Source organism: Paenibacillus sp. FSL H7-0331 (genome assembly GCF_001956045.1).
Genome location: NZ_MRTH01000008.1, coordinates 18,905 through 34,053, shown reverse-complemented (window position 1 = coordinate 34,053; position 15,149 = coordinate 18,905). Strand labels below are relative to the sequence as shown.

General features: G+C 48.4%; 13 protein-coding genes. 1 reads left to right on the top strand and 12 read right to left on the bottom strand.

All coding sequences use genetic code 11. The features are described from left to right. Positions 1-22 precede the first annotated feature (22 nt). From BK127_RS13595 to BK127_RS13545, 11 genes are all read right to left on the bottom strand, one after another. The gene (locus tag BK127_RS13595) at positions 23-754 is read right to left on the bottom strand and encodes an MOSC domain-containing protein (protein ID WP_256711296.1); all 732 of its coding nucleotides are present in this window, start codon (positions 752-754) and stop codon (positions 23-25) included. 312 nt (positions 755-1,066) lie between these two features. Continuing rightward, positions 1,067-2,377, bottom strand: coding sequence for an aspartate aminotransferase family protein (locus tag BK127_RS13590; RefSeq protein WP_256711295.1), 1,311 nt, complete (start codon positions 2,375-2,377; stop codon positions 1,067-1,069). A 56-nt stretch (positions 2,378-2,433) separates the two neighbouring features. Further along, entirely contained in the window at positions 2,434-3,906 is a 1,473-nt protein-coding gene (locus BK127_RS13585) for a M81 family metallopeptidase (RefSeq protein WP_076230784.1), read from the bottom strand. A 26-nt stretch (positions 3,907-3,932) separates the two neighbouring features. Continuing rightward, the gene (locus BK127_RS13580) at positions 3,933-4,325 is read right to left on the bottom strand and encodes a RidA family protein (RefSeq protein ID WP_076230781.1); all 393 of its coding nucleotides are present in this window, start codon (positions 4,323-4,325) and stop codon (positions 3,933-3,935) included. Positions 4,326-4,442: 117 nt separating this feature from the next. Then, entirely contained in the window at positions 4,443-7,406 is a 2,964-nt protein-coding gene (locus tag BK127_RS13575; RefSeq protein WP_083689287.1) for a DUF2341 domain-containing protein, read from the bottom strand. A gap of 159 nt (positions 7,407-7,565) precedes the next feature. Further along, on the bottom strand, positions 7,566-8,477 hold the full coding sequence (locus BK127_RS13570) for a dihydrodipicolinate synthase family protein (RefSeq protein ID WP_076230775.1): 912 nt from the start codon (positions 8,475-8,477) through the stop codon (positions 7,566-7,568). A gap of 81 nt (positions 8,478-8,558) precedes the next feature. Continuing rightward, the gene (locus BK127_RS13565; protein ID WP_179097477.1) at positions 8,559-9,698 is read right to left on the bottom strand and encodes a succinylglutamate desuccinylase/aspartoacylase family protein; all 1,140 of its coding nucleotides are present in this window, start codon (positions 9,696-9,698) and stop codon (positions 8,559-8,561) included. Beyond that, positions 9,634-10,368 (bottom strand): MBL fold metallo-hydrolase, encoded by a 735-nt coding sequence (locus BK127_RS13560; protein WP_076230770.1) that lies wholly within the window; start codon positions 10,366-10,368, stop codon positions 9,634-9,636. The genes BK127_RS13565 and BK127_RS13560 overlap by 65 nt, the downstream gene beginning before the upstream one ends. Beyond that, positions 10,365-11,384 (bottom strand): Gfo/Idh/MocA family oxidoreductase, encoded by a 1,020-nt coding sequence (locus BK127_RS13555; RefSeq protein WP_076230767.1) that lies wholly within the window; start codon positions 11,382-11,384, stop codon positions 10,365-10,367. The genes BK127_RS13560 and BK127_RS13555 overlap by 4 nt, the downstream gene beginning before the upstream one ends. Positions 11,385-11,429: 45 nt before the next feature. Continuing rightward, positions 11,430-12,632: a threonine synthase gene (locus BK127_RS13550; protein WP_179097476.1), complete on the bottom strand. Its 1,203-nt coding sequence runs from the start codon at positions 12,630-12,632 to the stop codon at positions 11,430-11,432. 127 nt (positions 12,633-12,759) lie between these two features. Further along, on the bottom strand, positions 12,760-13,437 hold the full coding sequence (locus BK127_RS13545) for a FadR/GntR family transcriptional regulator (RefSeq protein WP_076230764.1): 678 nt from the start codon (positions 13,435-13,437) through the stop codon (positions 12,760-12,762). A 244-nt stretch (positions 13,438-13,681) separates the two neighbouring features. On the opposite strand from BK127_RS13545, the gene BK127_RS13540 reads away from it, so the two are divergent. Beyond that, the gene (locus BK127_RS13540) at positions 13,682-14,368 is read left to right on the top strand and encodes a FadR/GntR family transcriptional regulator (protein ID WP_076230761.1); all 687 of its coding nucleotides are present in this window, start codon (positions 13,682-13,684) and stop codon (positions 14,366-14,368) included. Here BK127_RS13540 and BK127_RS13535 read toward each other — a convergent pair. Then, a complete protein-coding gene (locus BK127_RS13535) occupies positions 14,340-15,140 on the bottom strand; it encodes an SDR family oxidoreductase (protein ID WP_076230758.1) in 801 nt (266 codons plus the stop codon). The two genes, BK127_RS13540 and BK127_RS13535, sit on opposite strands and share 29 nt — an antisense overlap. Between the last annotated feature and the right edge of the window lie 9 nt (positions 15,141-15,149).

Genomic DNA, 15,149 nt, shown 5'->3' with positions numbered 1-15,149 from the left:
AAAGAATGACTCCTTGCTATTTTCAATGACTTAGATACACCTTATCACCAACATGAATCTGCCCCACCTGTGCTACAGAAGCATACACGCCAAAGTTCAAATTCATCTCCTCATTTACTTTCCTCAAAAGAGAAGTATCATGCTTCAGCGTATCAGGATCAATCGTAATCATGGAACAACGGCGGCAATACTTATCTACCTGTAATTGTGTATCGCCCACGACTAACCGCTTTCCGATCCAGTCGCTTTCATCGATTGATTCGTCATCTAAGGACACAATGAAGTTCGCTCTAAACCGACGCAAATCCAATCTTTTGCCCCAGATCTCTTCAAGCTTACGTAATGAGGTTGTTGTGACAATCAGAATACTGCTCGCATCAACAGCCAAGAGGTCGGACTCCCGGGGATCATAGCTTTGCATCGTTATCTTTTTCTTGGAAAACCTTTGTATTTCATCCAGCAAAACTTCATTCCATGTAAAATTCCGCCCAAACGGCGAGGTTACATGAATACTAGGAAACTCATTTTCCGATCCTTCACCCATGAGCTCCGCCTTATAACCCAGCATTTCAGGGATACTTCTTGCAGTAATAAAGCTATCCCATCCTTCCTTGGTTTCATCTATAAAAGCATAACAGCGGTCGCCATACAATCCGTATCTCTCGATTGTGCCGCTCTCTAAACGTTCACCTGCGAATGACTTTACTGGAAATCGATGGATTTCACGGAGTTCACCAATACAAGATGCTGCCAATGTTAACGCCTCTTTCCCTAGCATGAATATAGCTATGCAATTAAGAATAAACAAATTGTTATAATTTAACAACAATAATTGAAAAGCACATTAAAAAACAGTTCATTAAAACGGAACTTTATCTTGAACTCCCTTCAAATCAATCCTATCATCAATTAGAATGAAGTTATAAAATATTCAGATTCATCTAATCGATAGGGGAAAAACAGCCGCGGCGGTCTCTAAACTGTGATCCGAGTCTGCTTTTTACCTACATATAAAAGCTTCCTAAACCCATTATAATGGGTCTGGAAGCTTGAAGGACTAGCTCGATTACAATTTAACAAGCGATTGCTCAACAGCTTTCAGTGTATCGCGTACATCCACAGCTGAATGCTCTGTCGATACATACCACAAACCGCTGGTGCGGACAAGTACGCCTGCCTCCAGCATTAATTCGGCAAACCTTGAATATTTGGCCGCATCGCGCTTATTAAAAGCGTCGAAGTCCTCCACCTGCTGTTCATGAGTAAACATCATATGAAATACAGGTCCGAGTTGATTCACGACGCCCGGAATTTGATGCAAAGCAAGCAGCTCACGAATCCCGCTGGCCAAATCCGTACCGGTCTGTTCCAGCTTGATGTAGTATTGCTCTTCTTCACGAGAAAGCTCTGTTATCGTCGCCAGTGCGGCGGCTGTCGCCAATCCATTACCGTTTAAGGTCCCCAGGTGACTGACCTTACCGTGATCGATCTGTTCAAGCAGCTCCCTCGAACCAGCAACGCCGCTAATTGCAATACCACAGCCCATCGCTTTGCCGATAGTAACAAGATCCGGCATAAGACCGAATCGACCGTGCGCTCCACCCAATCCGACACGGAAGCCCGTGATGACCTCATCAAGAATCATCACGATGCCAAGCTCCTGTGTCAGTGCACGCATGTGCTCCAGATAACCCGACTTGGGCATAAGGCAGCCTGAATTGCACATAACCGGCTCAGAAATGACTGCGGCAATTTCGTGCTGCTGCTGTCTGAGCACCAATTCCAGAGCTTCAGCATCATTCCATGGCAGCAGTATGATATCCTCCAGACTGTTTTCGCTTTGACCTTCGGTTCCAGGCGGTGTAAGATTCTCTGCTTTGTTAGCTAGAGTATGCATATCGGGACTTGGGAACGAAGTGAAAATACTGTCCGACCAGCCGTGATAATGACCGTGAAAACGAACGATTTTCCGTTTACCGTTATATGCTCGTGCAAGCCGAAGGGCCAGCATTACGGCTTCCGTTCCCGAGCCGCTAAGTGCAACCTTGTCCGCGCAAGGTAATATTTGTGTCAGCCTTTTGGCCAACTGAATTTCCCCGTCATGCTGCAACCCGTAGGTTACGCCGCGCTGTGAAGCATCATTCACGCTGGCAATCAGGGCAGGATGCGCATGACCAAGTATAAGCGGACCGTAGGCAAGTAAATAGTCGATATAGGTGTTACCGTCCACATCGACAATTCGGGAGCCGGATGCTTTTTCAACAAACAGCGGTACAGGCTTCATAGCAGCACGCAATGAGCTGGCCACCCCGCCAGCCAAAAATTGCTTGGACTCGTTAAACTTTTGTGACGATTTTTCCGTTATATATGGATTCAAGCCGTGCATCCTCCTTTATTTTGCATTATGCATCATGATCGAGTGTCTTGTTTTCCTTATGCTTGTTTATCCAGGGGATAGATCGGTCTTTTCACGTATTGATAGTCGAAATGGCTCAGATTAGCGGAGCAGCAGCCTGGTGTATCCACATGAATAACACGTTTGGCGAATGCTCCAAGCGCGGTTTGCCAGGCAATTGCCGATTTAACAGCAATAATATGGTAATCATCGGGCCATATACCTATATAACGCAGATGTCCCAAATCCCATGGCGGTGTCCGCTTTTCCGTTACGACTACAGTTAAATTACCGCATACTATAACCGCCGTTCGTCCCATATCGGCAAGCTGGCCGGTCATATAAGGACCAACATGATGATAAAGACCATCGAACAATAAACGGATCTGTCCCTTCAGTTCAACAGGCAGACCGTGAAGCATGTCATGCCTCCCGCCCACTTGCCCATGGAACACGCCCCCTGTACCGATTTCATTAGCTTGCTGTGAGGCCTGGGGGTCACACATAACGATGAGCGATTTACAAGGCAAATTCGTCAAGTGCTGCAGTATATGCGTGGCGTCACCTGGAGCCCCACCACCTACATTGTCTGATCCTTCGGTTAGGATTACCGGGCCTTCCGGATTGGCCACAGCTAAAGCCACCGCATCTGCTGGAGGAACGAAGCTTACAGTAAAACCCTCCCGACGTGACCATGCGGCCTGGACAAGACTAGCGGCATAATCTTTAGCCAGCCCCTCGTCACCATCAGTCGTCACGACAAAGGACATACCGGCTGCAGGTACATCACTGTAGGGAAATCCTCCGGCTACGGTTACGTTTAATACCTTATTATCATTTTCGATGGCAAAAGCCAGCTCCATTACTTCTTTCATCATTCCTTGATCGGTCAGCATTCCTTGAGGAATGACCAGCATATTCGTGGCACCAAATGCCCGCACCGGCCTGATCTCGCCCTGTATCATCCTCACAAGCAAATGGAAGGCCTCTGCTGCCCTATCGAACATATCCACGTGAGGGTAAGTATCGTAACCGACCAGAATATCGGCCCTTTCCGTCATCTCGGCGCTGATATTCGCATGTAAATCCAAGGTAACTGCAATCGGCAGTCCGGATCCCAGACGCTCTCGCAGTCGTCCCAACAGCTCGGCTTCCATATCCGGAATCGCTTCCCCAACCATCGCTCCATGTAAAATCAGGATCAGCCCGTCTATGTTATCGTCTATCGAATACACGATATCACTCAGCGAGGCTTCGGCCGCTGCCGTTTCGACCAAACCGCTTGGTGTAGCCGCCGTATACAACCCAACGACTAAATCTGCCCCAACACTGCGGGCAGCTGCAATAACACCGCCCATTGAGGTTTGAGTATGCTCATAGCGCTTGTAAAATAACTCGCTTCCCGTCACGTACTCGGCAGAAAAAGCTGTTAATCCAGTCGTTCCCGGAGCAAACGTATTGGTCTCGTGATAAAGGCCTGCAACGGCTATTTTTAGAGCTTTAGGCTTCACTTCCAGATACCTCCTTCATATCCCGATCAGGCATTGCTTCTTGGGGAAGGAATATAAGCAATGACATCAATCTCAATCAGGTAAGATCCAATACCGCTAACAACCGTTGTTCGTGCTGGATATGGGGCAGCTACTATTTTCTTGTAGGCTTGATTATAAGCAGGAATATCCTCTGCACGGGACAGAAAAGCATTCGTCTTCACCACATGATCGAAGCTGACGCCAGCCGCTTCCAGAATCGCGCCGACATTACGGATACACTGCTCCGTCTGTTCCTCTATTGTCGTACCGGACACCTCAAGCGTATCCGGATTAACCCCTACCTGACCGGACACGTAAAGGAAGTCTCCGGCACGAATGGCATGGGAGAACGGTAGTGGAAATTGCGGTGCTTTACTCGCATGAATGGAAATTGACATGAAATAACATCGTCCTTTCTAATGTTAAATGTAAAATAGTAGCATCGCCGTGTTACGGTATTGTAGTTTTCTAGCTTTATCCATCACGTCTGTTCATCAGGCAGTAACTCCGTAGACTTAAATCGCTTGCTCCGGTCCAATCGTCCCTGCTGTTGGTAGGGCAATTTCTGTATCCTGTATGCTCAGATTATCGATATATACATCCGTGCCTGTACCCGCCGTGCTTCCCGAAGCTATATTGAAATGGGTGATTTGATCCCCCGTCAAATAGTTTGCCGCATTGCCTTTAAAGCTGCCGTTCACCCATACCCCTATTTGCTTGGCGGGCACATCGAATCTCAATTCGATATCATACCAGACTCCTGTTGCCAAATCTGTCGGAACCGGAAGCTCAACACGGCTGCCCGCGGTATTGTATACCTTCAATGATCCATCGGTTTCCAGCATAAACTGGAATATGGTTCCAGGTGCATTATGAACGTAGGAATACGGCTCACGTAACGAGAAGCTGAACAGGTTGGAAAGCTGGTTCGCGTATACGCTGAATTTGACGGTCCCTTTTCTCATTGCAGGGAAAAGTCGGCTGCCAGCTGTCAAAGTCGAAGTATTGTTATCGAAGAGCCGTAAAGAGCTTGCTCCGCTTCGGGATTGATTACTGCTGACTTCCACGGTGTCGCCCAATTTCCACCAATAATCATTTTTTAAATCGGTATACTCAAAACCGTCCGAGACGCCATGCGAACGGTACAAATAACGATTGAAATCCTCGATTCTGATCGTTTGTGCTGTCGTTAATGAATTGCCCCACCAGCCGAATAAATACGTATCCGAATCCACCTTAACCGTAGATGGCTGTGTGGCTATACGTTTGGTCGGATTAACCGCGGCTTCGGAAAGACGGGTTCGACCTAAAATATCACGCATACCTCTCCACGTTGCAGCTTCATCCGAACTGTAAGCGAGTGTAAGTGGATTACGCAGATAGCTGGTTCCACCAAAGCTGTTGTTGCCTGGCCATAGCAGCAAAATATCATGATTCGTGTGGCGCGTCATAACCGACATTGTATTTGATGAAAACACAGGAGCATCGGTTGGCGCAGACCACGTCCGGCCATTATCCGTCGAGGTGCTTTGGGCCAGTCTGTATTTATCGGAGACCTGCTGACGCATATACATCAATAAGTTTCCATTATTCAGTTGAACAATAGATGGCTCTGAAAGTCCGCCTTCGCCGCCACTTGAGGTGACAGAAAGCTGGCTGACACTCTTGGTCCAAGTGCCCCCCTGATCGGTCGAATAGAGTACACTGGTTGCCAGTGATCCGTCAGGTGCTTTGACGTAAACGAAAGGAAAGATCCAGTCCCCATTCACCAGCTTGATCGGATTCGTATAAGTGACATTATAATTAATTGGATAGGTAACACCATTGTAAACAAGCGTACCCGTATCGATTTTTACAGGCTGGGCAAAGGTTCGACCGTTGTCCGTTGATTTGGCATAATATAGATCGTTCCGGCACGCGTTACCGGCTGTCAAGCAATTGGTCGTCGTATACCCATAGTAGGAATAGAAATATAGGAACACAATGCCTGTAGCCGGATCGACGAACAGCGCTGCTGGTTCATCCCGTCCAGCATCATTTAGATTGATGATCGGCGAAGGAACAGTCCAGGTAAGGCCACCATCTGTTGAATATTTGGAGTAGATACCACTTGTCGTGGAACCGACCGTATTGGCAACCATCATGATGTCTCCATTAGCCAGCTTTTCAGGCTTCACATTATCCTTGAACAGCGAGGTCGTATGCTCAACCAACGTTTTATTGCCATATTCAACCTGCAGAGCCTCCTGACCCGCTCCTGTAAACTCGGCCGATGGATTACCATAATACATCGTAATGGTTGAACTGCCTGAAGCCAGAGCCGGAATACGAACATAAAATCCGCTGCTATCCATGTAATAAGCCAGCTCCCGATTCGCTGCATCAGCAAAGCGAACGTCGCGATAATCCTGCTGCAGCTTGCCGGCAGCAATCAGACCACTTGTGTCCAAAGCCGCTTTGGTCACATATACAGCTCTGTCTTCAAGAGAAGCTGTAGTGCTATTAGTCACCTGCACGGACTTTTTGTAGGCCCATGCGCCCCCGCCCGCAGCTGTCCATTCCCCGGTAGGACGATTGGTTACATACACCATGCTTTGCAGGTTCGTATTGGAAAATGTAAAATCCAAATCATCGATATGATTATGAATTTTCACGTATCTTCCTGAACCGGACAAGTTATACAGAATAAGAGTATGATCCAGCTTCAAAAAATCCCAGTCGGTTATCTTGCTATAACTCATGTTGTCGTTGCTGACGTATACCGACAAGTCGGTTTTCTCAAGTCGGGAAGGCCCTTGGCTTTCAACCAATTCGATTGTATTGAACGTTCGGATAACACCCAAATCGATGCCAAGGCTTCGATAGTTGTAATCCAGTGCTGCTGCGACAGCTGCACCCCAACTGCCGATCGAACCGCTAGTCGGATTCATGTCCTGGTTCAGGTAACCAACCGTTCCCGTATATGCACCGGAATGCGGAGTGACGAGCAGCACTTCCAGCATGGATTGCAGGTTGGATTGCTTCAGCCAGGTTCCCGCAGCACCTGCATCAGTGAAATTGGAATGGACCTTAACATATCGTGCATTGGACGAGAAATTGTGCAAAATAACAGACTGGCCTGACTTCCAGAAGCTCCAACCCGTCAGTTGCGTATAGGTTACATTATCGTTGCTCACATAAACAGTGAGATCCGAGCTGTGGTTAATGCGATTGGTGCTGTCCTCATCAATCAGCCTGATTTCATTGAAGTTCCTTGACGCTTGCAGGTCGATGCCGATACTGCGGTTGTAGTAGTCGAAATACGCTGCATTGGTGTAACCAAAGTTCGCCATTACTCCGCTTCCTGGAGAACTGTCATTATTTAAGTACCCTACACTTCCCAGCCATTTCCCTGCGTATGCAATCGAAGCATTCCATGTGTTCGGAAGCAGACCTGCTAACAGAAGCAGGGCAAGCATTAGACAAATCCTCGATCTCATTCAACATCTCTCCTTATAATTGGTAAAGGAATCCATTCATATGATGGTAGGACCATTATCCTCGGATGATGTATGGATTCTGATGCTGCTTAACTTCTGTCAACGGTCTGGGAGCTCAATCATGTGATAGGAAACTAATAATAACTTAGTATGGGGCTGTTATTTAAGCTCCCCAACAGCATTCATAATTTTATGATAAAGAGCATCAATCAATGGGGTATGAACCTCAGACAACTGGGGCAGCGGCTCTCTCACATCTCCGCAATCAACCCCCCGCATTTTGACCAATGCTTTTAGAGCCGCATAAATGGGCAGCTGCAACAGGTCAGCAATGATATCGTTAATCGTATACTGCAGCTGCTGTGCTTCAGCGATCCGTCCGGCACGGTATTCACGCTCCAGACTCACAAACAACTCGGGCATGATCCCGTAGGTTCCTCCGATACCCGCATCCGCTCCCATGATCCGTCCTGCCAGAAATTGTTCATCAGGACCATTAAAGAGCATGAAGCCCGGTCCGCCCATAACCTTAAATTGCTGCAGCTCGAAGGTACTGGCTGTCGTGATTTTAATACCGATAACTTTAGGGCTTTTGATCATTTCCTTCAGTAGGCTTGGAGTAAGGCTAAACCCTGTCGTTGATGGGATATGGTAAATGATAAAAGGAAGCTCGGTGCTGTCTACAATCCTCATCCAATGCTTGCCAACGCTTTCCTCACGATAGCCGTAATAGAATGGTGAGACAGCTGACAGCGCATCTGCACCTGCCTTCTCCGCATGAATGGCTAGATCCACACTTTCTTTTGTCGTTAATGTCCCAACATGAGCAATGACCGTGACGGCTTTTTGACTTTCCTCCAACACGGCCTCCAGTACCTGCTTACGCTCATCACTGCTTTGCAGCAGCCCTTCACCCGTGCTTCCACCGACATAAAGTCCGTCTACTCCTTTATCCATTAAAAACCGTGTCAACTTCTTCACCGCAGTCGTGCTGATATTGCCCTCGCTGTCGTAGCAGGAATTCATCGCCACGATCACACCTTTAAATTTGTCTGTTGTACTGGCTGACATTGTTGTTCCTCCTTGCAATATTTAGGGGTTTGTAGTGGTAAGCTTGCTTGGAAAAGCTTTTCCTGCATGTAGTTAATACTGTTATTCATGTAAGGCAGCGAGCAAATAGATCGGTTCACCACGTTTGATGATGGGTGTTCCTACCATCATGACAAGAAAACCGTCGGCGTAGGCTCGAACCTCCTGAAGGCTTTCACCACTTAAAGCATAGATCGTACCGATAAGATCACCAAGATGCACCTCGGACATGAGCTTGACTCGAGGGATAAAAAAGCCCTCTGCTTCAGAGACAACGGAAGCATCGAAGTTGCCGTCCCCATAAATGGTCTGTATTGAAGCAGGAGATTTACCCAGTTCCCATTGGTCTGGAGCCACGAGCATTTTCAGATGGTTCATCAACCTGAGTGAGCCTGTGTAAAAGCTGTCTGAATCCTGCTGACGTATTCTTCTTCCTCCATAAGCTTCCGTATATAACCACGGAATGCCCAACGATTGAGCAGATGAAATACTGCGGCCTGCGGCAATAGTGGAATGTGCCCAGAGCAGATCCATACCGAAAGCGATGGCAGCAGCACGGCTTCGTTGGCCCAGCTCCGAATGCTCGTCATGATAATAGCCAACCAACGTTGCTACAGCATAATGCGTACCCCCACTGTGCAGGTCAAGCAGAAAATCCGCATGGGCAATAAATTGGTGGTGCAGTACGTAGGCGAGCTGTTGAGTTATCGAGCCTTCTGGATCACCGGGAAATGCACGGGCCAAATTCACATCATCGTCCGGGCTGATTCGAGTACCTCCCCTGTAAGCAAGTGGGTTGGCTGTAGGCAGCATGACCAGCCTGCCGATCACATCCTGCGGGGACAACTGGTTATACAATCGCAGTATGGTATCGATCCCCTCATATTCGTCGCCATGGATACTGGCAAATACGAGCAGTGACGGGCCTTCCTTTTCTCCTGTTATCTGAAGTACCGGCAGGGTCAGATCTGTATCAGGATGTACTCGAAAAGTTAAGCTTGAGCTGCCTTTCGTACCACGCTCATACTGATTCCAGTCAAAATGATGTTCAGTTTCCAGTGATCGTTCATCTGCCATTCCCTGTGCCTCCTCTATTCCTGCCTTCATCAACCAAATCCGCTCTGTACCATGAAACGGATCATACAATACTTTCAGGTGGCTCTCCGGCTTCAAACCGTCGATGTGCCAACATAATATGCTCATTGGCATGCTCCAGAATAGCTGTTCCATGACCAGAGAATAGCTGCTTGAGGTTCATCGATGACAAATTGGCTATCGTCCTGCGATATTGACTTAAGGAAAAGTCAGAACTGCTTTGGAGCGCAAGCATGCCTCCACTAAATACAGTGTCACCCGCAAACAAAGCTCCAAGCTCAGTGCAGTATAAGGCGATCATATCGGCGCTGTGTCCGGGAACCGCAATCACTTGCAGCGTCAGGTTGCCTATTGCTATTGTTTCCCCGATACACAGTGTCCGGTCAATTGGACACGCCTTGAAGCGATACCAAGCCGGATAAATCCCGTTTCGCCTTGCTTCAGGTAGTGAAATCCTTGCTTCATCACCGGAAGCAACTATATCCGCTGTCAGGCTGCCAGCCAGCACCGGAACGGACAAATCATGACGAAGATTGAAGGCACCACCCGCATGATCTGCATGTGCATGGGTCAAGATCAATGCTTTTATCTGTTCTATGGTTATACCGTCATGTTGAATCCAGGCGACAATTGCGTTTGAGTCCATCCCGGAGCCAGCGTCGATAACCACATATTCACCACCGCCATCTACTAAGTAGATATTGCAATCGAAAGCATTGCTGATTTTGTAACCCAAATCGCCGCCGCCAATGGCATACACCGATTCCGAGATTTTCATGCCTGGCCCGTCCCCTCGTACATGGACAAACTTACAGGCCTTCGTTCTGTCGCGGATTGCTCTATAGCAGCCGCTACCCGGACAGCACGAAGCGCATCGTGCGGAAGCAAGATTTCAGAAGCTTTTCCTTCCGTTACGCAGGCTACAAAGTGTTCCAGCTCATTCGCGAGTGCACCGCCGATTTTCCCATGTAATTCAAATCCGGCAATAAGTGAGGGCACATCTATTTTGTTACTACCAATATAAGAGATACTCTGTTCGGGGTCATGAATTTGAATCGCTCCATCCTGTGCCGTTATTTCCATTCGTACATCTGCGAAGGATGACGCACCATCCGGGAGGAGCCAATTATTTTCCAATATGCCGATCCCCCCCTTGGAGAATGTTAGCATCGCCCAGCTCAAATCGCCTGATCCATCGGCTCCAGGCGGGCTGGTCGCATACACCTCACAAACATCATCCTCCATATACCAATGCATCAAATCGATATCATGGATTCCGAGAATATAGACAGGTGCAACGCGGTTATACATCGAGAAAAAGGCTTTGCCATTATTTCGTTTGGCATATATGGATCGAAGTGGTCCATATTCTCCTGCGGAGAGCTTCATCTTTACAGCTGCATAACGTGGATCAAAGCGCAGCACATGCCCTGTCATCAGCAAGCGATTATGCTTCATGGCCGTTTCGATAAGCAGCGCAGCATCCTCGGGAGAGTGGGCGAGCGGCTTCTCCACGAATACATGCAAACCCGCTTCAAGTGCTGCAACTACTGGCTCCTTATGCAAATGCTCCGGTGTGAGCACATCGACAGCATCCAGCTTCTGCTGTTGAAGCATTTCGCGCCAATCTGTATAACACTCCGCCTGTGGGAACCAGGCTTTGAATATCGCAAATTGCTCAGGATTGCGGTCACATATAGCCGTAACCTGTACATTCGGCATCTGTTGCCAGATACGTCCATGCAGTGCGGCGAAGCGCCCCAAGCCTACGAGGCCAATCCGTATAGGATTCATCGGTACCAGTCCTCTCTTGACTTATTGAACTACTACCTCTAATTGTTAAATATCCAGACTCTCAGCTTGCAGTGTTGGCACTACTTTATTGCTCACCATCGCCGATAAACGAGCCCCATCCTTGAAGCCGACACCACTGATGATACAAACGACGGGATTTCCGTGAGGCTGCTCTGCTCTAGCACATGCTTGAATCAAGCCGGCGACAGACGCTGCTCCGGCGGGCTCGCAGAAGATGCCCTCCTCCGCTGCCAGCATTCGCTGCGCTTCCCAGATCCCCTCATCCTCCACGGACATTGCGGAGCCGTCACCTGCAGCCATTACCGACAGTGCAGCCTTGCCGTCTGGCGGATTCGGCACCTGCAGACCGGAAATCAGCGAAGTCGATTCCCCAGGTGCCGGAACAGATTGCCCATTTGCATAAGCGCGAGCAATATTCGAGCAGCCACTCGACTGTACGGCAACCATCTGCGGCTTACCTGAGGTATATCCGAATCGAAATAACTCGTTAAACCCCTTCCAAATTCCCAGGTATAAACCGGCGCCACCCGCTGGAGCATATACATGAGAAGGCATTGCCGCCATCTGGTCAGCCAGCTCAAAAGCAATCGTCTTCACACCCTCCATCGCAAAAGGGTTATATCGGTAAGCTGTGATCATCACCTCCCAATCCTTACGCTGTGCGGCTGCAAAGATATGGCTGAAGACGCGCTCTCCAACCTCAGGACTGACTCCGAATCCCGCTACCTTTCGAACCTGCGCATTGTAGGCCAGCATCTGCTCCAGCTTGGCTTCTGCCATATGCTCCAAAGCATACAGATGGTACGGAATGCCTGCTCTAGCTGCATAAGCAGCAACTGCTGCCCCGGCATTGCCAGAGGAGGTGCCTATGCATGCTTGTCGTCCGCTGGCCAATGCCCACGATATCCCCATCGCTGCGATCCGATCTTTGTAAGAGCCGGTCGGATTACCACCCTCGTATTTGAAATAAAGCTCTTTTAACCCGAGCCTCTTGGCTAAAGCTACGCTCTTAATAAGCGGGGTCATCCCTTCACCGGCATACAAGCGATTTTCTTTCTGTACCTCTGGCAGCAGCTGATGAAATTTCCAAATTCCATTTTCAGTCGGGTCCATCCAGGAGCCCTGTGGCTTTTCATAATCCAGCAGCAATACACCCCCGCATAAGGGGCAGGAATAAGATAATACCTGTTCAACACCCGTATGACACTCGCTGCAAACCGCCTTCATCAGAAGCACCCCCTTTAATAGATATGATGGTATGACCATTGTTGCGAGGGAGCTTCCTCCCGGACAGCCATATGGCTTGATAGATCATCAAACTGCCATTCGAAATACTCTCAGCGATCCTACTTCATCAATCCGTATATTTTTTCAGCGGACGGAGATGGAGCTCCATCTCTTTCTTCGCTTTACTTACATCCTTCGCACGAATGTACTCAACCAGCCTTTGATGCTCTATAATCGATTTTTTTGTATCCTCCAGATTGCCAAAGTGCAGCTGCCGAATATTCAGGAAAAAATCGGTAATTAATTCGCTGAGCTCAAAGTAAGTTTCGTTACCTGTAGCTCTGAACAAGGTTTGATGAAATTGCAAATCCTCCTCGAGCGGCATTTGCCCGCTATCCAGCTTGGCTGCCATTGCTTCATTCCATACATCCATTTGGTCGATAAAACTGAGATCGTATTTCTCGATGGCCATTTCTACGGCACCCAGCTCCAGTATGCGCCGTGTCGCCAGCAGCTCCTTCATCTTGCGCTCATTCTGATGCCACCGGAATGATACCTGATCCATCACGGGCTTGAGCGATAACGCATTGACATATATACCATCGCCCGTTTTGATTTTGAGAATACCGATCATCTCCAGCGACTTCAATGATTCCCTGACGACGGTACGGCTTACGCCCAGCATATCGATTAGCTGCTTTTCAGAAGGCAGTCGTTCCCCTTCCTTGAGCTCATTTTCAATAATATGATTTTTGATCCGTTCACTGACGATATGAGACAAATTCATTTTTTCAGAGATTTCCACTGCCAGCTCTCCTCCTGTATCTATAGGCAAACCTAGATTATGGTATGACCATTCTATGTTTTAATTTAAATCTACTCCATCGTATTGTGTCTTGTCAACGTATCGTTCCTTGCTCTGAGCACCACTTCCCTGCGCATCCCGAGCACCCTCATTGACAAAATGTGAAAAGAAAGCTAAGATTTCGTAGTGGTCTGACCATACAATATCAGGCCTGTTTAAATAGAGTGAGGAGTTGCCAGCTATTATGAAACCCATTGATAAAAGTGAACGTTATACCCTTACACAATTAGTCGTTCAAAATCTAAAACAATTCATTCTCGACGGGAACATGCAGCCCGGAGACAAGCTGCCGGCCGAAAGAGAGCTGTCGCTAATTCTCGGTGTCAGCCGCGCCATCCTTCGTGAGGCACTCCGTTCATTGGAAAGCTTCGGTATTCTGGAGATCAAGCACGGAGAAGGCAGCTATGTGGCGACCAACTTTGTGAATCCCCTCTTTGAGCAGCTATCCTTTATTGTGCAAATGAATGCCAAAACCGTCCGCGAAATTCACGAAATCCGTTATTTGCTGGAGGCCGCTGCCCTTGCAGCCCATCCTACTCCTACATCTGCCATATGGGCGGAGCTTGAACAGTTAGCAGATCAATATGCCAATCCTGAGCTGAGCCATACTCAACGCACCGCACTGGATGCTAAGCTCCATCTTACCCTGATCCGTTCACTCGGGAACCAGACCCTGGTCTACCTGGCAGAGCCACTCATTCAACAGGTACCTATGAAAGAGCTTGATCTGAATGGAATTGAACAGAGCGTCCAGGAGCACAGGCGTTATTTGGAGGCCGTACGTAATGGTGATATGACGCTGGCCGCGGCAATTTTGTTAGAGCATCTGTCCGATAATTCCTCTACCAGGAGCTCCAACCCCCGTCTATAATCAGATTATGACCGGTCACATACTTCGAGGCCCGTGAAGCCAGATACACAATGGCTCCCTTGATATCATCATCGTCAGCCATTCGGCCGAGCGGAGTCCGCTCCTCGTAATTGCGCAGAAACTGCTGTGAAGCTATTTCCTTGTCGCTTCCCACGGGATTATAGCCTCCTGGACTAATGCAATTCACGCGCACATTGTATTTCCCGTAATAATTGGCTAACCACTTGGTCATACCAACCATTCCCCACTTGGCGTACGTATACTCGATTCCACTCGTCATGCCGCTGTCTCCATATACCGGAAAATGGGGTCCCAATATACCCTGAATCGACGATATATTAATGATACTGCCTTCCTTCTGCTCTCTCATCACCTTCACGACTGCCTTGGATAGCAGCATCACGCCGAGACCATTCACCTGCTGAGCCTGCAGCCAACCCGCTGCTGTCGTATGCTCAATATCGTCCAATCCTTCACGGGATACCGAATTATTGACAAGAATATCAATGCGACCAAAGCGGTTGACCACCTCCGCAGCCAATGCGGTAATGCTCTCCTCATCGCTCAGGTCTAGTGCTATCGCCGCTGCCTGACAGCCCTGCCTGCTTAAAGCTTCCACCTGCTCCTCACATTTGTCGATATTTCGTGAAGCCACAATCACCATGGCTCCAGCCTGCCCGAGAGCTTCCGAAATATGAGCGCCATAAAGACCTGAACCTCCAGTTACTATGGCTACCTTGTGATCCAATCGAAATTGATCCAGCACCTGCATCGCTGCTTC